Raw genomic sequence first — 17,473 nt, forward strand, 5'->3', positions numbered from 1 at the left:
ACCGAAATCCAAGGACCCGCGATGACCATAGCCCTTTCCCAATTCGACGAAGTCCGGCTCGATCGCGTGAGCCGCGACTTCGGGGCGCTCAATGCCTTGCGCGACGTCTCCCTCAGCATCCGTCGGGGCGAGTTCATCGCCCTGCTCGGACCCTCGGGCTGCGGGAAGTCGACGACATTGAACTGCATCGCGGGTCTTCTCCCTGTGACCGGCGGGGCGATCTGGCTCGACAAGAATCGGGTCGACACCCTGCGCCCGGAAGAGCGCGGGTTCGGCATGGTGTTCCAGAACTACGCGCTCTTTCCCCATCTCAACGTCCGCCAGAACATCGGCTTCGGCCTGAAGATGCGCGGACGACCGAAGGCGGAGATCGACCGGAAGGTCGACGAGGCGCTCAGTCTCGTCCGCCTGCAAGGGCAGGAAAACAAGCTGCCGGGACAGCTCTCCGGAGGCCAGCAGCAGCGCGTGGCGATTGCCCGCGCCATCGTCATCGAGCCGCCCCTGGTTCTGATGGACGAGCCGCTCTCCAACCTCGATGCCAAGCTGCGCCTCGAGATGCGGGCGGAGATCCGGCGCATCCATAACGAGCTTGGGGCCACCACCATCTACGTGACCCACGACCAGGACGAGGCTCTCTCTCTCGCTGACCGGATCGTCGTGCTGCGCGACGGCGTCATCCGGCAGGTCGGGTCGCCGAAGGAACTCTACGAGGAACCTGCCCATTTCGACGTGGCGGACTTCATGGGTTTCCGCAACAAGCTAAAAGGGAAGGTGGTCGCTGTCGACGGCAACCGTGCCGTCCTCGATGTGGAGGGCGCAAGGATCAGCGGCGTCGTCCGTGAGCGGGTTTCAGTCGGCTCGGGAGCCTATGCGGCCATCCGGTCGGACGATCTCATGGTGGGCGAGGGCGGGCAGAACGCTATCGGGGCGATTGTCGATACCATCGAGTATCGCGGTCGCGAGTTCGTCGGCACCGCGCATTCCGCCGGCGGTCTTGACTTCGTGTTCCGCTCTCATCTGCCGGTCGAGCCGGGATCCAGGGTGCATCTGCGGGCGGACGACGAGCGCGTACTCGTCTTCGCGGAGCCCATTCAGGGGAGACACTGATGGACGCCGTCGCCCACGCGCCCGCCGTCGAACACGGACCCAACCTGCGTCAGCGACTGGCGGCACGCGGTTTCGACGCAGTGACCCTGCTCGCCATTCCGGCGGCGGTCTTCAGCCTGCTGCTGTTCGTCTATCCCTTCGCCTTCGGTTTCGTTCTCTCCTTCGAGCCAAAGGCCGGCGGCGACTGGCTGGCCAATTACAGGCGCTTCTTTTCCGATCCGTTCCTCTATGAGACGATCGCCAAGACGCTCTGGCTCGCCATTCCCGTCACCCTCGTCAATCTGCTGCTGGCGATCCCCATCGCATTCCGCGTTCGCCTCATGCGCAACCAGCGCCTCCTGACGACGCTCCTCGTCCTCCCGATCACCCTCGGCACCGTGCTGGTGGCGGAAGGACTGTTGAACTACCTCGGCCCTCAGGGCTGGTTCAACCGGACCTTGATGACCATCGGCTTGATCTCCCAGCCGCTGAAGCTCGTGCATAATTACTGGGGCGTCTTCGCGTCCCTCGTGATCACCGGCTTTCCGTTCACCTTCCTGCTCACCCTGTCCTATGTGACCGGCATCGACCCGGCGCTCGAGCAGGCGGCCGCGACCCTTGGGGCCAGCGCTTGGCAGCGGTTCCGCCATGTCTATCTGCCGCTGCTGATGCCGGGGCTTGCCATCACCTTCTGCCTCTCCTTCGTGCAGGCCTTCTCGGTGTTCCCCTCCGCAGTGCTGCTCGGCGAGCCTGGAGGGGCGACCCGCGTCATCTCGATTGTGGCCGCGCAGGCGGCGTTCGAGGAATACGATTATTCCATGGGCTCTGCGATTGCGATGATCATGGGCTTCGTCCAGCTCGGCATAGTCGTTGCGGTTCTCGCCTCGCGCGGGCTGTTCTACCGCGGTCCTGCCTCCGGCGCGAAAGGGTAACCGATGATCCGCGATACAACCATCGGAGCCAAGCTCTGGGCCGCAGCCGTCTGGGCCACCGTCGGCTTCTTCATCCTCAACCTCCTTGCCATGATCGCCACCGTGGTGACGAGTTCGTTTGCCACCCGCTGGCTCGGCACATGGCTGCCGGCCGGCTGGACCACGCGCTGGTACACCTCCGCCTGGAGCGAGTTTCAGCTCTGGGACGTGCTGATCGTCACGTTCCAGGTGATCGGCGCAGTGGTCTTCATCTCGGGAGTCCTGGGCGTGACCGCTGCATACGCGCTCGCCCGTCGTGACTTTCCGGGCAAGCGGCTGCTCGTGCTGCTCTTCCTGCTGCCGCTCCTGATCCCGCCGATGACCTTCGGTATTCCGCTCGCAACAGTCCTCTATCAGACCGGCCTTGCCGGCACCTTCTGGGGCGTCGTGGCAGCCAATCTCGTGCCGACCGTGCCGTTTGTGATACTCGTGATGATCCCGTTCATCGAGCAGATCGACCCGAAGGTGGAGGCGGCAGCCCGGGTGTTCGGGGCCAACACCTTCAAGCTCTTCCTCTACGTGCTTCTGCCGCTTCTCCTGCCCGGAATCCTGGCGGCGCTGCTGCTGGTTCTGGTGCGCACCATCGCCATGTTCGAGCTGACCTTCCTCGTGGCCGGCCCGACCAGCCAGACCCTCGTGGTGGCGCTGTATTATGCCGTCTTCGCAGCCGGCGTGCGTGCGGTGCAGTCCATAGACGCCATGGCGGTGATCTACATGGTCACAACCCTGATATGGCTCATCATCGCCCTCCGCTTCGTCAACCCGACGCAGATCGTCACCCGCGCGAAGCAGCAGCCGGCGCATTGAGGATCTCATGTCAGATCGCCTGAACGACGATGCCCTTGCGGATCTGCCGGCACGGGTTCAACGCCCTGCCTACGACCGGCGATCCGTCACGACGGGGATCGTCCACCTCGGTGTGGGCGCCTTCCATCGTGCTCACCAGGCCGTCTACACGGACGATGTGCTGCTCCAGGATCCAAGTTGGGGCATCGTCGCCGCAAGCTTGCGCAGCCCCGATACCTACGACGCGCTTCAGCCGCAGGACGGGCTCTACACCCTCTCCGTGCGCTCTCAGGACGGCGAGGCGCTCCAGGTGATCGGATCGATCCGCCGCGTCATCGTCGCTCCCCGCGAGACGGAAGACCTGCTCACAGTCATGTCGGATCCTCAGACGCGGATCGTGACCTTGACCGTCACGGAGAAGGGCTATTGCCACGATCCCGCGACAGGCACCCTGAACGAGGCCCATCCCGATATCGTTCACGACCTGGCCTACCTGAGGACGCCGAAATCCGCTCCGGGGTTTATCGTCGAGGCCCTGCGCCGCCGCCGCATGGCGGGCCTGCCGCCCTTCACGGTGCTGACCTGCGACAATCTTCCCTCCAATGGGCGCACCGTGAAGCGCGTTCTTACGCGCTTTGCCGAACTGGTCGATCCGGAACTCGGCCGGTTCGTGGCCGACGAGGTCTCCTGCCCCTCGACCATGGTCGACCGGATCGTCCCGGCCACCACCGATCAGGATCGAGAGCGGATCGGTAAAGCGCTCGGCGTTGCGGATGCATGGCCGGTCGTCACCGAGCCCTTCACCCAATGGGTGATCGAGGATCGCTTCCCGCAGGGACGCCCCGCCTGGGAAAGCGCAGGCGCCGAGTTCGTAGGCGATGTGGAGCCTTATGAGCACATGAAGCTCAGGCTGCTCAACGGAAGCCACTCGACGCTCGCCTATCTCGGCTATCTCGCCGGCCATGAGACCGTTGCCGATACCATGGCCGAAGAGGCCTTCGTCCGGCTGATCCGAGGCCTCATGGATGAGGAGGTCTCCCCGACGCTGCACATGCCGCCGGGTGCCGATCTGGAATCCTACAAGAGCGCCCTCATCGAGCGGTTCAGGAACCCCGCCCTGAAACACCGCACATGGCAGATCGCCATGGATGGATCGCAGAAACTCCCGCAGCGCCTCCTCGGCACAGTACGCGACCGCCTGCGCAGTGGCGCGCCCATCGCGCGATTATCTCTCGGGGTCGCAGCCTGGATGCGCTATGTGACAGGCGTCGGCGAGAAGGGGGCGCCCATCGACGTCCGCGATCCTATGGCGGCCCGGTTGAGGGAGGTGGCTGACGGGGCAGGGCAGTCAGCCGAGAATCTGGCTCGCGGCCTGTTCGCTATCCGCGAGATTTTCGGCGATGATCTGCCTGGAGATCCGCGCTTTACAGGCGGAGTTACGGCCCATCTGGCACGCCTCTATGAGATCGGTGCCGGACGCACCGTATCCGAGTTCAAGCCCGACTAGTTCGGGCGGGGCTCAGGTCGCAGCTTCCCGTTCGCGCTTCTTCCGGCATGAGTGGCACCGGCAGCCATAAGGCTTGATGAAAGTCTCGAAATAATTTTTCCCGTAGTTATAGGTGATCTCGTCGCCGGGCTTGATGCGCTTGATCGCCTTGATGCGGATCTTGCCGCGCGAGATCGTCGCCTGTGCGTTCGGGCGGCATGAGTGGTTGATGTAGCGGGCGGTGTTCCAGCGCGGCGAGCCGTCGATGGTCCAGCGGCTGTTGATCTCGAACAGGTAGCGCGTGTTCCGGCGCCTCTCGACCTCGTCGCTCGTGATCCGAGGCCCGACATATTCGATGATGAAGGTTCCCTTCTCGATGGCATCCGTCGCGAAGAGCCCGAGGCCTGTTTCCGAGCGCCCGATGCGAAAGGGGCCTTCCGGCCGTTTGATACTCATATTCACCAAGGCTCCGCGATATTCGAGAGACGTTGTAGGGGCCATGCCTGGGGCGCGTCGATTGTTCAAAATGGGTCACCGGGCGATGTTCTCCAGATCCAAAGCCGCGTTTCCGCGTTCTGTCTCTTGGTGCCTCGCCGGTCGAGCACGATCTGTGTCCGGCACTGGCATATCAAGGCGTGATTGAGTCGTCTCGATAAAGGAACTGCATGAGCATCGAAGCCCTTCCCGTGCTGTCGGAGCAGAGCCCCGGAATCACGGTCAGCCGCCGCTCTCCGCTCTCTGTCCTGCCTGCGCTGGTTCGGGATCCGCTTCAGGCCCTGCCGCCGGAGGTCTACCGGGAGCCGCTCGTCTATTCGCGGGTCGCCAGCCGAGAAAGGGTTTTCCTTCTCGATCCGGTGCTCATTCAGGAGGCCCTCGTACGCAACGCCGATGCCTTGTCGAAGGGAGAAGATGTGCGGCGAGCCCTCGGTCCGGCTCTCGGCCAGGGCCTGCTGACGGCGGACGGCGCCCATTGGCGCTGGCAGCGCCAGTCCGTGGCGCCGGCCTTCCGGCATGAGAAGCTCGTCGGGTTGCTTCCCGCGATGATCTCGGCGGCGGAGCGGACCCGGGACCGTTGGCTCGGCATGGGCTCCGGCGCGACGGTCAGGATCGGCCACGAGATGATGCGCACGACCTTCGACATCATCGTGGAGACCATGATGTCGGGTCCGGGTGGGATCGACGTGGTTCGGGTGGAGCGGGGTATCACGGACTACCTGAAGCCGACCGGCTGGATCTTTGCCCTGAGCATCCTCAACGCGCCCGAGTGGGTTCCGTACCCGGGACGGAGCCGGGCGAGGGCGGCGACAAGCTATCTTCGTTCGGCGATCACCGGCATGATCGCCGAACGCCGCCGGGGCGGGGATGGGCGTGAGGATCTGGTGGCCTTGCTCCTGGGTGCCGCCGATCCGGAGACCGGCCGCGTCATGACCGACGAGGAGATCGCCGACAATCTTCTGACCTTCATCACGGCCGGACATGAGACCACGGCCCTTGGGCTTGCCTGGACGCTTCTCCTTCTGTCGCATCATCCGGAGCATGAGGCGAGGGTGCTCTCGGAGATCGACGCTGTGACCGGCGGCGGTCCCGTCCGCCCAGAGCATGTTTCCGAGCTGACTTATACCCGGCAGGTCTTCTCGGAAGCCATGAGGCTCTATCCGCCGGCTCCCGTCATCACCAGGACGGCAACGCGTGCCTTCCCGCTCGGTGGGTTCATGGTGCCGGAGGGCGCCGTGATCGTCGTCCCCATCCATGCCGTCCACCACCATGCCGCGCTCTGGGAGGAGCCTGAGCGCTTCGATCCCCGGCGCTTTGCGCCGGAGCAGGCGAAGGGACGGCATCGTTATGCCTACATGCCCTTCGGGGCGGGACCGCGGATCTGTATCGGCAGCGCCTTCGCCCAGATGGAGGCGCTGGCCATCCTAGCAGTCGTGCTGAAGGCCGTTCGTCTGCGGCCGAAATCAGGCTCCATGCCGGCGCCTGTCATGAAAGTGACGCTGAGGCCGAGGGCGGATGCCGAGATGCTGGTTGAAGGGCGTTCCTAGATGAACAACCGTTCAGAATTCTGATCGCGAACTGCGTTCGCCCTCATGATCACCGAAAGTCCGGTGCGTATCCCGCGCCTTGAGATCAGACAGCTGCCCGAAGAGCCGGTGTAGCCAGAGCAGCCTGGAGCGTATCCGCAAAATTCTGATAGGAGAATGGCTTCGACAGGGTCGGACAGTCGCGGAAACGCTCCGGAAGCGACCGGAAATCATAGCCCGTCGAGAAGATGAACGGGATTTTACGGAAGCGCAGAACGTCCGCGACAGGGAATACGACGGACCCGTCCACATTGATGTCGAGGAGGCCGATGTCGATCTCGGCCTGAAGGGCAAGAGTGAGGGCGTGGTCCAGACGAGCGGCGGGCCCCACGACCTGGCAGCCGAAATCCAGAACCATATCCTCGATCAGCATCGAGATCATGGCTTCGTCTTCGACGATCAGGACTCGCTTCTTGCGATCTTCAAGCATAGCCCCTCCTGGCCGGATTGCATCCGATGCTGCGCCATTTTGGCGTCGTTATACGAATCAGCTGCAATCACTGTAATCTTAATGTCGGGTGCCGTTCACTATCTTAGGTTATTAACACTTCCGAAATTATCGTAACCCCGGCGGCAAGCCGAAGTAAATACCTCGCATCTACGATGCTTATAGAGCTCTTCTGCGTCTTTCGGCAGCAAGTGCTCTGCGCGGTCCAACAGGGCCTTGAGCTGCCGACGGGTCGAGGTGACCGTCCACGCTCCCGGTCAAGCTGGACCATCGCTTGGTAGAAGCAGGAAGATGTTCGCCTGCAAAGCAAGCGTGGGTGTTCATTCCAGCCTTGGGGCTTTCAGGATTGTAGCCGGCACGGCTTGCAGCCTTTCCACCAAGGCATCAGCGGCATGGCTGGTCAAACTCCAGGCAATGGGCCTGTCACCGAGGTATATGGTGAATGTCCCATCCTGCGTGGCTTGTTTCGCAATCTGCACCATGAGTCCACCTCCTCAGGTGACGCTTCCAGCCCGCGGATCGGCGGGGAACCGATGTTGCAACGAGAGATGACGAGCCGGAAGTTTAGATGCCAGCCGATGACATCCGAATGACGGTGCCGACTATTTTGGCGAGGGGTCGGAGCCTAGGCTTTCGACCCGGCTGCCACGGACCCTGGCGATGGAGATTGGAGCCCGGCCTGGACGGCAGGGGACGGGCGTCGCCTCCTGGAGGAGGCGGCCGAAAGCCCGGAAATTTCGCATAAGCGCCCATAATCCGACCGGGCCGCCTTATTGGGAGCTTGCGTGAAACGTTTAGGTATGAGTAGTTATCTTCTTGCTCTCAATGGTTGGGGGCTGTACGCCTATGGGCGTTTAGGAAACATGAGACTTTAGAAGGCAGTCCTGATGGGCCGGGGAAATGATCACCGTGATCGCCGACGTCAATTTGGCGGTCAACCCGAAGATCACTGGGGCGATTTCGCTCCGCCAACATCTTTTGAACGGCCCATGCGGCAGCAGACATCCTACGGCTCTCCAGCCGCAGGACCCGAGACTGAGGCACGGGTGAAATGGTTCAATCCCGACAAGGGCTTCGGCTTTGTCGAGATGACCGATGGCTCGGGCGAGGCCTTCCTGCACGTCCGGCAGGTCGAGGCTGCGGGCCACACCGCTCTGGAATCCGGCACGACCCTGGTCATCAAGGTCGGAACGGGCCAGAAGGGTCCGCAGGTCCAGGAAATCGTCAGCGTCGACACCAGCACGGCCGAGCCGGAGCCGCCGCGCGGTGCGCGTTCGCCCCGTCCGCCGCGTGCGGGTGGCCCAGGCGGCTCGTCCGGCGGGTTCTCCCGCCCAAGCGGCGGCCCCAGCGCCCGCCCTGTGAGCGGTCCGCCGGAGGTGCCGGCCACCGTGAAGTGGTTCGACTCCGTGAAGGGCTACGGCTTCGTGTCCGTCGAGGGTGAGAGCAAGGACCTGTTCCTGCACATCTCCGTCGTGGAGCGGGCCGGTCTCGGCCAGCTCGATCAGGGCCAGGCGGTTCGCGTCGCCATCGTCGAAGGCCGCAAGGGCCCCGAAGTCGGCGCCATCGAACTCGCCTGAGAGCCTCTGCTCCCTTCACTCTGAGTGTGAAAAAGATCCGGGTCCACTGCGTCAGCAGTGGACCTCTTCAAATGCGCGCACCCACATCTCGCAGACCCCGGATCGTACGATGTCGTTGAGGGTGAACTCGACGATCGGCACCGGCAGCATCTGCGACTTGATCAGGTGAATGACCGTGCGAAGACCCGACGTCTCGCGCAGGTCGCACTGGCTCACATCCCCGTTGATCACCACCTTGCACTCCTCCCCGATGCGGGTGAGGAACGTCTTCATCTCAGCCGGCGTGGCATTCTGCGCCTCGTCGAGAAGGATGAAGGCATCGCGCCATGAGCGGCCGCGCATCACCTCGAACGGAACCATCTCGATGTCGCCGTTCTTGACCGCGATCTCGAAAGCCGCCGTGCCGATGCGTTCCTTGATGGCCTCGATCACGGGAGCGGCCCAGGGGCCGAACTTCTCCTCGAGGGTGCCGGGGAAGAAGCCGAGGGATCGGCCGCTCGGCACGTTCGGACGCGTGAGAATGATCTTGCGGATGCGCCGCTGGCGGAAGAGATCCGCCGCGTACGTCGCGGCGATCCAGGTTTTGCCCGTGCCTGCCGGCCCGAGCACCACGACCTGGGAGTTGGCCTTCAACGCATCGAGATAATCATCCTGTGTGGCATTGAGCGGCTTGATGGGGGGAAGGCTGCGCTCTCCCTGGAACTTGGATCCGGTGAGATCGAAAACCTGCGCTGTTTCAAGGGAGCGGCGGGTCTTGCGTCTCTGCTTTTCATGATGCTTGCTCAATGACCAACTCCGGGGTTGAAACTGCGCACACCAATCACCCAGGCACCGCGCAGAGGCGCCTGGAGAAAAAACTTGCGATCGAAGAAGGAATGCGAGAGCGCGTCGTTGCGGGCGGTGTATGTCCGCGATCCGAGAGAAGAGGATCAGCCTGCCTGCCCATCAAAGCCTGTCTTTATCTGCCAGTGGCAAACTATCTTTGATTCTGATGACAGTTTACCGCTGCTACGCCTACCTGCGAGTCAAATGTTGAGGCAGGCTGCTTGGTTCCAGGGCATAATCCCTTGGTGAACCAGAGAGGGGAAATAGCTGTGGATGGCTCCCAAGACGCCGCGGGCCGGTGTCGATCCCTTGCAATCCTGCCTCTGCCGGGTGACCGACGGGAGCGAACAGGTAGCCGAAAAGGGACAGGCGCATGATCGTGGTCTTCGGGTCGATCAACATGGATCTCGTCGCGCGGGTGCCGCGCATCGCCCGACCGGGTGAAACCGTCCTCTCTCGCCGGGCCGACAGCTTCTTTGGCGGCAAGGGCGCCAACCAGGCCGTTGCGGCCGCGCGGATCGGGCAGGGCGGACCGGAACGGGTTGCCATGGTCGGCGCGGTCGGGAACGACCCCTTCGGAATGGCCTGCCTGAAGAACCTCGAAGACAACGGAATCGACGTTCAGGCCGTCCGGATCACCGACGAGCCGACCGGCTGCGCCTTCATCACGGTGGACGAGACCGGCGAGAACGCCATCACGGTCGCGAGCGGCGCCAACATGGCCTTGCGCTCCATGGATCTCCCGGACAGCCTGCTGTCGAAGGCTTCCGTGCTGGTGCTCCAGATGGAGGTGCCTCTGGCCGACAGCCTCGATGTGGCTGCCCGGGCCCGCCGGGCGGGGGTGAAGGTGGTCTGGAATTTCGCGCCGCCTCCGGCCGTCAAGGAACGTGCAGGCATGGCCGAACTGCTGGAGGCGACGGATGTGCTGGTCGTCAACGAGCACGAGGCGCTTGCTATCGCGGGGATTGTTGGCGAGCGGATGGGTGACGACTACCTGAAGGCCGCCGCTGTCCTGGCGCAGGATTTCGGCTCGACCTGCATCGTGACCGCAGGTGCCCAGGGCGCCTATGCGGTTTCGCGTGATGGCACTCAGGTTCATGCTGCGGCGCGCCCGATCATCCCGGTCGACACAACCGGCGCCGGCGACACCTTTGTCGGCGTTCTGGCGAACGGCATCGCGGAGGGGCTGGAAATCACCCCTGCCGTGGAACGGGCCTGTGCCGCGGCATCCCTGTCGTGCCTGACCCCGGGAGCGCAAGCAGGGATGCCCCGGAGGGAAGCCCTGGAGCATTATCTCGCTCAGGCCTGAACGCTGCTCTCCGGAATGACCTTGGTCAGGCTGCCGGTGGCTGGGAAGAGCGGGATCAGGCAGGCCTGGAGGGCGTGGTAGAGATCCGGCTTGCCGGTGAACACGGTCGCACTGGGGGGCAGATCCTCGGTGAGTTCAGGTCGCCAGCCTCCGTGCCGGTGATCGATCAGGTGGGCGTCCGTGAAGCCCCAGAGGGTGCGGTACCATTGCTCGTGGAAGTCGCTCGGCTCGTGCTCGCACAGGAACGCCGCCGCGCCGATGGCCTCCGCGCAGGGCCACCAGAGCTTCAAGGGCAGCCTCGGCTCGTCGTCCCAGTCGAGGGCATAGAAGAAGCCGCCCTTCTCCTTGTCCCATCCCAGCGCGATGGATTGTCGGAACAGCTCACGGGCTGCATCCGGCATCCAGGCATGACGCTGTCCGCCGAGCGACCAGAGCTGAAGAAGGAGCCTCGCCCATTCGAGCCAGTGGCCGGGCGTGGTGCCGTAGGGGCGGAACATGTCGCCGCCGCGATACTCGCGGTCGAGGCTCCAGTCCGCGCCGAAGTGTTCGGCCACCCGGTAGCCGAGGGAGGCCGCATGCCGGGCGATGATCAGGCTCGCGATCCGCTCCGCCCGGTCGAGATGGGTACGGTTGCCCGTTGCCTCGAAGGCGGCCATCAGGGCCTCAGTGAGGTGCATGTTGGAGTTCTGGCCGCGATATTGGCTCAGGGGCTGCCAGTCGCGCGTGAACTCCTCGGCCACGGCTCCGTGCTGCTCCTCCCAGAAGCGCTCTTCGAGGGTTTGCGTGATATCATCCAGCAATCGGTCCGCCAGCGGATGCCCGACGACCTTCGCGCTGGAGGCCGCCAGCAGCACGAAGGCATGGCCATAGGCCTGCTTGGTATCGTCCTTCGGTCCGTTATCGTCGAGCGACCAGACATAGCCGCCGTTCTGCGCGTCCCGATGGGCTTTCCAAAGGTATTCCATGCCGTGGTCGACGATGACATCGCAGCCGGGGCGGCCGAGCAGGGTGCCGATGGCAAAGCAATGCACCATGCGGGTGGTGCCGTGGATCTGCCGGACCGGATTGGCGGTCGCGATGGGCTGGCCCGCATCGTCGAGATCGAAGAAGCCGCCGGCCGGATTGATGACGCTGCGCTGAAAGAAGTCGAACAGGTTGCCGGCTTGCTCGAACAGCCATTGCCGGTGAAAGCGGTTGTTGCGCCAGGGCGTGCCGAGGGGCGGAAGAACAGGCTGGTTTGTCATGATGCTGTCCCTCCGGTTCAGGTGCGCCCGGTCATGAATCGCTCGACCTCGCTCCAGGACGGCGGATTGGCTCCGCGCCGGGTGCAGACGATGGCGGCTGCAGCGGCGGCGAAATCGAGGCCAGTCGTGACCTGCGCCTCGCTCAATGCCGCGACACCCTGAGGCGTCAGCAGGTTATTGGCATCGAGCCAGGCCAGCAGCCCGGCATGGAACGTGTCCCCCGCGCCGACGGTATCGACCACCTCGATCTTGGGCGCAGGGCGCTCCAGGACCGTGTGTCGGAAGGCCGCCAGTGGACCTTTCTCGCCGCGCGTGACGATCACGAGCTTGGGGCCGCGCTGGAGCCAGATCCGTGCGGCGGATGCAAGGTCGCGCGTCCGGTAGAGCAGCTCAATATCCTCGTCGCTCGCTTTCACGATATCGGCGTAGGCGAGCAGGCGTTCGAACCGCTCCCGATAAGCGTCGAGATTGCCAACCACACGCGGTCTGACATTGGGGTCGAGCGAGATCACGCGCGATCCGGCCTCGCGGCGCAGCAGGGTCTCGATGGCGCTGGCGATGGGCTCGACACCCAGCGCATAGGAGCCGGCCGCAATGGCGCTCACGTCTGCCGGCAGTTCGTCGGGCAGCATGTCGGGCGTGAGAGCGCGGTCGGCGCTGTTCGGTGCATAGAAGGAGTATTGCGGCTGCCCCGATGGGCTGGTGGCCACCACGCTCAGCGTCGTGACGTTCGGAAGGCGCCGAATGTAGGAAGAGCTTACGCCAGATTCCGCGAGCTTCTCGGCCAGGAAGGTGCCGAACACATCCTCGGACAGGGTGGACAGGAACGCCGCCGGGCGCCCGAGGCGCCCGAGCCCGATGGCCACATTGAAGGGCGAGCCGCCGGCCACTGCTTCTGCGGGAAAGCCTGTGGTCGTGGCAGTGCCGATGAACAGGTCAATCAGGGCTTCGCCGGAAACCAGGATCATGGAATGGCTCCTGATGCGTTTGTGGTAGCATCGAAATGAGGGGCGGTTATCATTTAAGCAGCATGGGCCGGCTGCAAATCCAAGAGGATTCGAGCGCCGGTTGCCGGTATCCTCAGATCCGTTCTTGTGCGGCACTGGCGAATTCCGGCTTGAGACTTCGGTAGAGGCTCCGGAAGGCCTGAATGCGAGGCTGGTAGAGTTCGACAAGGCGCGGGTCCGGGGCGATGGTCTCGAGAATGGCCGGCGCGGTGCAAACCTCTTCCGGTGCCTCGCCTGTCACGGCAAGGCGCCCCAGGCGCGCCGCGCCGAAGGCCGGACCCTTGTCGCTGCCATGATAGCGCATGATGGGAATGTTCAGGACGCTGGCGAAGATCCTCGTCCAAAATTGGCTCTTCGAGCCTCCCCCGATGATGCCCGCCTGCGTCAGGGACGTGCCGGCCTGCTCGAGCGCCCGCTTCGCATCGGCGAAACTGTAGGCAACGCCTTCGAGCACGGCCTGCGCCAAGCCCGTGTGCTGCGTCCGCTCGCCGGCGAGATAGGGCAGGAAGAGAATGTCGGACGGTTTGCGATAAGCGGCTTCCGTTTCGCGCAACAGCTCGCCGATATCCCGCCTGAGAAGACTGGCCGCCCAGGCAAGGCAGCTTGCGCCGTTCAGCATGGCGGCCATCTGAAACCAGCGGCCGGTCAGCGCATGGCAGAAGGAATGCACCAGGGCCTCGGGGGCAGGGCTGTAGTTCTCCGTGGTGACGAAAAGCTGGCCTGAGGTTCCTAGGGAGATGAAGGCCGATCCATCCCGGATCGCACCCAGGCCCACGGCTCCGGCCGCCGCATCGCCCGCACCGCCGGCCACTACGACATCGCTCCGCATGCCCCACTGACGAGCGATCTCAGCTCGCAAGGTGCCGGAGACCTGCGAGCCTTCCACGAGATCTGCCATGTGATCGCGGCCAAGGCCGGTGGCCGCAAGCGCTTTGTCCGACCAATCCCGCTTGGCCTCGTCCAGCCACCAGGTGCCCGCCGCATCCGACATGTCCGTCACGAGGGCGCCGGTGAGCTGGAGGCGGATGTAGTCCTTCGGCAGAAGCACCTTGCGGACAGCGCGGAACGTCTCGGGTTCATGCCGTGCAAGCCAGGCGAGCTTCGGCGCCGTGAACCCGGGCATCGGGATGACGCCCATGTCGTGCGAGAGTCCCGGATGCTCGGCGCCAAGCTCCTGCGCCTCACGGAACGAACGCCCGTCATTCCAGAGGATGGCGGGGCGCAGGGGGCGGTTGTTCGCATCGAGCAACACCGCGCCATGCATCTGGCCCGACAAGCCGATGCCGCGCACGTCCGCGAGGGCCGCAGCATTCTTCACCACAAATTGATCGAGGCTCGTCTGCACGGCCTGCCACCAGGCTTCGGGATCCTGTTCCGACCAGAGGTCCTGCGGACGGGAGATCTGCAGGGGGACATCCGCCTCCGCAATCGTCGCCTGCCGCTCGTCGACAAGGATCGCCTTCACCGCCGATGTGCCGACATCGATGCCGAGATAGTGAGGCACGCTGGGCGCTCCTTGGTGATCGCTGGCTCACGGCTTGGCCGGTGAGGCCGGCCTGTGGTTCAGGTGCCTCCATGGGGCACGGGGGCAGTGAAATCCAGAGGTTAGGCCATGAAAAAATCTCACGGTCGAATTGTCGCCAGGATATTTAAATGCCGGGAGCATGCCCCAAATAGTGACGCATGCCCGAGAAATCGAACAACCAGTCTCACTTGATCCATTCTGATGCGCCGTCCTCGGCGGCTGCGCTGAGCGCCAACGTTCGGCTGCATCTCGGAAAGCAATTGCGGGCGCTCTACGGCGATCCCGCTGAAGACAAGCTGCCGCGCGACCTCGCGCGGCTCGTCGACCGCGTCGCCCAGGTCATCCGCGCGCACACGGAGCCTGTGGATCAGGACTTCGTCAACGGCGTGATGGACGCGCTGCCGAACCTGCGCGCCTTCGCCCTGTCGCTGACCGGAAAGGTCGATCAGGCGGAGGATCTGGTGCAGGATACGGTGCTCAAAGCGCTGACCAAGCAGGATACCTTCGAGACCGGCACCAACCTCCAGGCCTGGCTCTTCACGATCCTGCGCAACGGTTTCTACTCGACCCACCGCAAGACCAGCCGCGAGGTCGAGGACGGGGACGGGACCCACGCCGCCAGCATGATCGCGATCCCCGACCAGGAGGACAAGCTTGCGCTCCAGGATCTCTCGTCGGCGCTCGAGAAGCTGCCGCAGGAGCAGCGCGAGGCGATCATCCTCATCGGCGCCGAAGGCATGTCCTACGAGGATGCCGCCGAGGCGCTCGGCGTGAAGGTCGGCACCATCAAGAGCCGTGTGAACCGCGCCCGCAATCGGTTGGCGGAACTCATGGGAACGCCCAGGGCCGCCGATCACGATCAGCCGGCAACGGCCTGACATACCGCGCCCGGTGCCGCCCAGGCGTCGGGTCTTCGCGCTCGCCCAAAATATCAGCGGCGATCCACGGCCCGTTCCTCGAACTTTTCCCTGTGCTTCAAGGTTGAGCCTGTAGCTGGGTGGCTCGAAACCGCTCTTCCGCCAAGGAGGGGAGCATGGAACACAGGCCTCTTTCCGAACTCAGTAGCGTCGCCGACCTGAAGATCCCTGAAACCGTCAAGGCTCCGGTCCTGTCCAAACGGGAGCGTCTGGACCGCTGGATCGAGCTCCTGGAGCAGGAGCCCGACCGGGAGCTCAGAACCCTCGACGAGATCGAGTGGAAGCCCAAGGCCCAGCGCCTTGCCATGAGAGCCGACGGATCCGCCCTGACCGTAGCCTATTCCGACCCGCTGCTCCGGCGGGCCGGGCTGCGCAGCGACACCTTCGGTGAGGCGGTCGACTTCTTCGAGATCTCCGAGCACGACGCCCACATCGTTCTCTGCTCGTGTCATGGAGGGGAATCGATGCGGGCCGATGAGGCGGCGCGGCGGGTTCGTGGTGTCCGGTCGCCGAGCCTCTGGGCGCTATATTTCGGCTGGTTCCGCTAAGGTTGAGGCCCCGGCTCGGTTTCAGTCCTTGTAGGGATCGAACTCGCCGGGGCCCGCCATGGCGACGGCGAACGGGCGCAGGATGTGCTCGATCTCGATGGTGCCCCCGTGGAAGGCCAGCACGTCCTCGAGGCGGCGATAGACCATCGGGCTCTCGTCCACATCGCCGCCGCGCAGGAGAACGCCCTTCTCGCGCAGCCACGCGTCCATCTCGTCGCGGGTGAAGCGGGGAGGGCGGACCCACTGGCCTGCCTTGTTCTTCTTGCCCTTCGCGTCCATCCGCCCGAAGAGGCGCCCCGCCCCGTGGACGGTCGAGTACAGGCTGTCGGCGCTCTCGGGGCTGTCGACCCCGTGCAGGATCACCGCGTTGTCGCCCATCGACCCGCCGACGAAACCGCGCTGGCCCGGAAAGGCAGGCGTCGCGCCCTTGCGCACCACCCAGTAATCCCTGCCCCCATGGGCTTCCCGCCAGACGAAGTTGTGGTGGTTATGCACGGAATCGGTGATGTGCCCGCCGATGATCCGGCGCACGCGCTCCACCACCCATTCGCGGCCGGCATAGGCATAGAGCCCGCCAAGCTCCACGCCGGCGAGGTAGCTTTGCCCGACCTCGCTGTCCTGGTGGACGAGGGCTGGGTCGACCTCCATGCCGTCCTTGGCGCCGACGAGGGCCAGATGCTTGGTGGTGATCCTGTGGCCGAGGCCGCGGGAGCCGAAATGCACCCCGATCCAGACGAAGCCCTCCTCGTCCTCGAACAGGTCCACGTAATGGTTGCCGGAGCCGACGGTGCCGAGCTGCTGCCGGGCCATCGTCTTGAGGTCCCGAACCCCGGCCTCGTCCCACAGGGGTGAATCGAACAGCTCGTGATCGACCTTGACGGCGTTCGTCTGGCCGACACCGAAGCTGATGGAGCGCCCGATATCCGAGAGGATCCGGCCGGCTTGAGCCGCGATGTCCTCGTAGCGGGTGTCGAGCCGCACCGCCATGTTGCCGCAGGCTATGTCGAAGCCGACGCCGCTGATGGAGATATGCTCCTCGTAGGCCACGACCCCGCCGATGGGATGAGCATAGCCGAGGTGGCCGTCGGCGCAGAGCACGCCCTTGAAGGCACTCCCGGCCTCCATGCAGCGGTCGAGCTGCCTGATGGTCTTCTCGTCGTGCTCGCCATAGATGCGGGTGTTCGCCGGCACACTGATCTCCTCAAGGACGGTCGTTGTAGCGCTCGCGCAGGCGATCGACCTCGCGCTGCAGTGCATCGAGGCCGCGCGCGATGTCCCGCCCCATATTCTCGACCACCCCCGTTCCGGCGACCACATCCGGGCAATCCAGGGTCCCGTCCCGGCGGTACCGGGGCGCGATGCCGCCCTGGGGGGTGAGCAGATAGGCGCAGCCGGTGTCCTCATCACGCCAGACCACGGGCCGGTCGAGGGCAGCAGCCGGCTGGGCCAGAAGCGCTGCCAGGGCAGCGGCGAACCGGCGGGCAGACCTGTTCATGGGGGCACCTCCAGGGTTGAGCCTGACCTGTCAGGCAATGCCCGCCCGAGCGGCCCTGTTCCTTGCAGGCAGCCCGCTACCTTCCGTCGATTTGACTTCCCGACAGGTTTGGAGGACATCACGCGGTTTGACGGCCCTGTGCCCATGGGAATCCCTGCCGGCACGACG

General features: G+C 64.5%; 18 protein-coding genes. 9 read left to right on the forward strand and 9 right to left on the reverse strand.

The window, feature by feature from the left end; translation table 11 throughout:
* Positions 1-21: 21 nt before the first annotated feature.
* Genes JAO75_RS06585 through JAO75_RS06600 form a run of 4 tightly spaced genes read left to right on the forward strand, consistent with a single transcriptional unit; the run spans position 22 to position 4,350 of the window.
* The gene (locus JAO75_RS06585; RefSeq protein WP_199047701.1) at positions 22-1,107 is read left to right on the forward strand and encodes an ABC transporter ATP-binding protein; all 1,086 of its coding nucleotides are present in this window, start codon (positions 22-24) and stop codon (positions 1,105-1,107) included.
* Positions 1,107-2,018 (forward strand): ABC transporter permease, encoded by a 912-nt coding sequence (locus JAO75_RS06590; RefSeq protein ID WP_199047702.1) that lies wholly within the window; start codon positions 1,107-1,109, stop codon positions 2,016-2,018. The genes JAO75_RS06585 and JAO75_RS06590 overlap by 1 nt, the downstream gene beginning before the upstream one ends.
* Positions 2,019-2,021: 3 nt before the next feature.
* Complete coding sequence (locus JAO75_RS06595; protein ID WP_199047703.1) at positions 2,022-2,864, forward strand: ABC transporter permease; 843 nt, start codon at positions 2,022-2,024, stop codon at positions 2,862-2,864.
* Positions 2,865-2,871: 7 nt separating this feature from the next.
* On the forward strand, positions 2,872-4,350 hold the full coding sequence (locus JAO75_RS06600; RefSeq protein WP_199047704.1) for a mannitol dehydrogenase family protein: 1,479 nt from the start codon (positions 2,872-2,874) through the stop codon (positions 4,348-4,350).
* A gap of 12 nt (positions 4,351-4,362) precedes the next feature.
* Here the strand turns inward: JAO75_RS06600 and JAO75_RS06605 are convergent, their stop codons facing one another.
* Positions 4,363-4,785: an SET domain-containing protein gene (locus JAO75_RS06605; RefSeq protein ID WP_199047706.1), complete on the reverse strand. Its 423-nt coding sequence runs from the start codon at positions 4,783-4,785 to the stop codon at positions 4,363-4,365.
* A gap of 209 nt (positions 4,786-4,994) precedes the next feature.
* On the opposite strand from JAO75_RS06605, the gene JAO75_RS06610 reads away from it, so the two are divergent.
* Complete coding sequence (locus tag JAO75_RS06610) at positions 4,995-6,371, forward strand: cytochrome P450 (RefSeq protein WP_199047707.1); 1,377 nt, start codon at positions 4,995-4,997, stop codon at positions 6,369-6,371.
* 85 nt (positions 6,372-6,456) lie between these two features.
* Here the strand turns inward: JAO75_RS06610 and JAO75_RS06615 are convergent, their stop codons facing one another.
* Both JAO75_RS06615 and JAO75_RS06620 read right to left on the reverse strand, forming a co-directional pair.
* Positions 6,457-6,840 carry a response regulator gene (locus JAO75_RS06615; protein ID WP_199047708.1) on the reverse strand — a complete coding sequence of 128 codons (384 nt, stop codon included), beginning with the start codon at positions 6,838-6,840 and terminating at the stop codon, positions 6,457-6,459.
* A gap of 338 nt (positions 6,841-7,178) precedes the next feature.
* The gene (locus tag JAO75_RS06620) at positions 7,179-7,340 is read right to left on the reverse strand and encodes a hypothetical protein (protein ID WP_199047709.1); all 162 of its coding nucleotides are present in this window, start codon (positions 7,338-7,340) and stop codon (positions 7,179-7,181) included.
* A 507-nt stretch (positions 7,341-7,847) separates the two neighbouring features.
* On the opposite strand from JAO75_RS06620, the gene JAO75_RS06625 reads away from it, so the two are divergent.
* Positions 7,848-8,435 carry a cold-shock protein gene (locus JAO75_RS06625; protein ID WP_246742389.1) on the forward strand — a complete coding sequence of 196 codons (588 nt, stop codon included), beginning with the start codon at positions 7,848-7,850 and terminating at the stop codon, positions 8,433-8,435.
* Positions 8,436-8,486: 51 nt separating this feature from the next.
* Here the strand turns inward: JAO75_RS06625 and JAO75_RS06630 are convergent, their stop codons facing one another.
* Positions 8,487-9,221: a PhoH family protein gene (locus JAO75_RS06630; RefSeq protein WP_210340180.1), complete on the reverse strand. Its 735-nt coding sequence runs from the start codon at positions 9,219-9,221 to the stop codon at positions 8,487-8,489.
* 412 nt (positions 9,222-9,633) lie between these two features.
* On the opposite strand from JAO75_RS06630, the gene JAO75_RS06635 reads away from it, so the two are divergent.
* Positions 9,634-10,569 carry a ribokinase gene (locus tag JAO75_RS06635; protein ID WP_199047711.1) on the forward strand — a complete coding sequence of 312 codons (936 nt, stop codon included), beginning with the start codon at positions 9,634-9,636 and terminating at the stop codon, positions 10,567-10,569.
* Here the strand turns inward: JAO75_RS06635 and JAO75_RS06640 are convergent.
* The 3 genes from JAO75_RS06640 to xylB all read right to left on the reverse strand — a co-directional run bounded on the left by JAO75_RS06640 (position 10,560) and on the right by xylB (position 14,324).
* Positions 10,560-11,813 carry an AGE family epimerase/isomerase gene (locus JAO75_RS06640; protein ID WP_199047713.1) on the reverse strand — a complete coding sequence of 418 codons (1,254 nt, stop codon included), beginning with the start codon at positions 11,811-11,813 and terminating at the stop codon, positions 10,560-10,562. The two genes, JAO75_RS06635 and JAO75_RS06640, sit on opposite strands and share 10 nt — an antisense overlap.
* Positions 11,814-11,830: 17 nt before the next feature.
* A complete protein-coding gene (locus JAO75_RS06645) occupies positions 11,831-12,781 on the reverse strand; it encodes a carbohydrate kinase family protein (RefSeq protein ID WP_199047715.1) in 951 nt (316 codons plus the stop codon).
* A gap of 112 nt (positions 12,782-12,893) precedes the next feature.
* Positions 12,894-14,324 (reverse strand): xylulokinase, encoded by a 1,431-nt coding sequence (gene xylB / locus JAO75_RS06650; RefSeq protein ID WP_199047717.1) that lies wholly within the window; start codon positions 14,322-14,324, stop codon positions 12,894-12,896.
* Between the two features lie 209 nt (positions 14,325-14,533).
* Here xylB and JAO75_RS06655 point away from each other — a divergent pair, with 209 nt between their 5' ends.
* Together JAO75_RS06655 and JAO75_RS06660 are read left to right on the forward strand one after the other, a co-directional pair.
* Complete coding sequence (locus JAO75_RS06655) at positions 14,534-15,223, forward strand: sigma-70 family RNA polymerase sigma factor (protein WP_246742390.1); 690 nt, start codon at positions 14,534-14,536, stop codon at positions 15,221-15,223.
* A gap of 155 nt (positions 15,224-15,378) precedes the next feature.
* Positions 15,379-15,810: a hypothetical protein gene (locus JAO75_RS06660; protein ID WP_199047721.1), complete on the forward strand. Its 432-nt coding sequence runs from the start codon at positions 15,379-15,381 to the stop codon at positions 15,808-15,810.
* Between the two features lie 21 nt (positions 15,811-15,831).
* Here JAO75_RS06660 and JAO75_RS06665 read toward each other — a convergent pair whose 3' ends face one another.
* Both JAO75_RS06665 and JAO75_RS06670 read right to left on the reverse strand, forming a co-directional pair.
* Positions 15,832-17,001: an RtcB family protein gene (locus JAO75_RS06665; protein ID WP_343234565.1), complete on the reverse strand. Its 1,170-nt coding sequence runs from the start codon at positions 16,999-17,001 to the stop codon at positions 15,832-15,834.
* Between the two features lie 10 nt (positions 17,002-17,011).
* On the reverse strand, positions 17,012-17,305 hold the full coding sequence (locus tag JAO75_RS06670) for a hypothetical protein (RefSeq protein ID WP_199047724.1): 294 nt from the start codon (positions 17,303-17,305) through the stop codon (positions 17,012-17,014).
* Positions 17,306-17,473: the final 168 nt, after the last annotated feature.

Source organism: Microvirga splendida, assembly GCF_016427565.1.
GTDB classification, from domain to species: Bacteria; Pseudomonadota; Alphaproteobacteria; order Rhizobiales; family Beijerinckiaceae; genus Microvirga; species Microvirga splendida.

Bases quoted from the DNA above. Each gene is read 5' to 3' on its own strand.
- JAO75_RS06595 (WP_199047703.1), top strand. From the start codon at position 2,022: ATGATCCGCGATACAACCATCGGAGCCAAGCTCTGGGCCGCAGCCGTC.
- JAO75_RS06660 (WP_199047721.1), top strand. From the start codon at position 15,379: ATGGAACACAGGCCTCTTTCCGAACTCAGTAGCGTCGCCGACCTGAAG.
- JAO75_RS06625 (WP_246742389.1), top strand. From the start codon at position 7,848: ATGCGGCAGCAGACATCCTACGGCTCTCCAGCCGCAGGACCCGAGACT.
- JAO75_RS06590 (WP_199047702.1), top strand. From the start codon at position 1,107: ATGGACGCCGTCGCCCACGCGCCCGCCGTCGAACACGGACCCAACCTG.
- JAO75_RS06605 (WP_199047706.1), bottom strand. From the start codon at position 4,785: ATGAGTATCAAACGGCCGGAAGGCCCCTTTCGCATCGGGCGCTCGGAA.
- JAO75_RS06585 (WP_199047701.1), top strand. From the start codon at position 22: ATGACCATAGCCCTTTCCCAATTCGACGAAGTCCGGCTCGATCGCGTG.
- JAO75_RS06620 (WP_199047709.1), bottom strand. From the start codon at position 7,340: ATGGTGCAGATTGCGAAACAAGCCACGCAGGATGGGACATTCACCATA.
- JAO75_RS06615 (WP_199047708.1), bottom strand. From the start codon at position 6,840: ATGCTTGAAGATCGCAAGAAGCGAGTCCTGATCGTCGAAGACGAAGCC.
- JAO75_RS06670 (WP_199047724.1), bottom strand. From the start codon at position 17,305: ATGAACAGGTCTGCCCGCCGGTTCGCCGCTGCCCTGGCAGCGCTTCTG.
- JAO75_RS06635 (WP_199047711.1), top strand. From the start codon at position 9,634: ATGATCGTGGTCTTCGGGTCGATCAACATGGATCTCGTCGCGCGGGTG.
- JAO75_RS06610 (WP_199047707.1), top strand. From the start codon at position 4,995: ATGAGCATCGAAGCCCTTCCCGTGCTGTCGGAGCAGAGCCCCGGAATC.
- JAO75_RS06640 (WP_199047713.1), bottom strand. From the start codon at position 11,813: ATGACAAACCAGCCTGTTCTTCCGCCCCTCGGCACGCCCTGGCGCAAC.
- JAO75_RS06600 (WP_199047704.1), top strand. From the start codon at position 2,872: ATGTCAGATCGCCTGAACGACGATGCCCTTGCGGATCTGCCGGCACGG.
- JAO75_RS06645 (WP_199047715.1), bottom strand. From the start codon at position 12,781: ATGATCCTGGTTTCCGGCGAAGCCCTGATTGACCTGTTCATCGGCACT.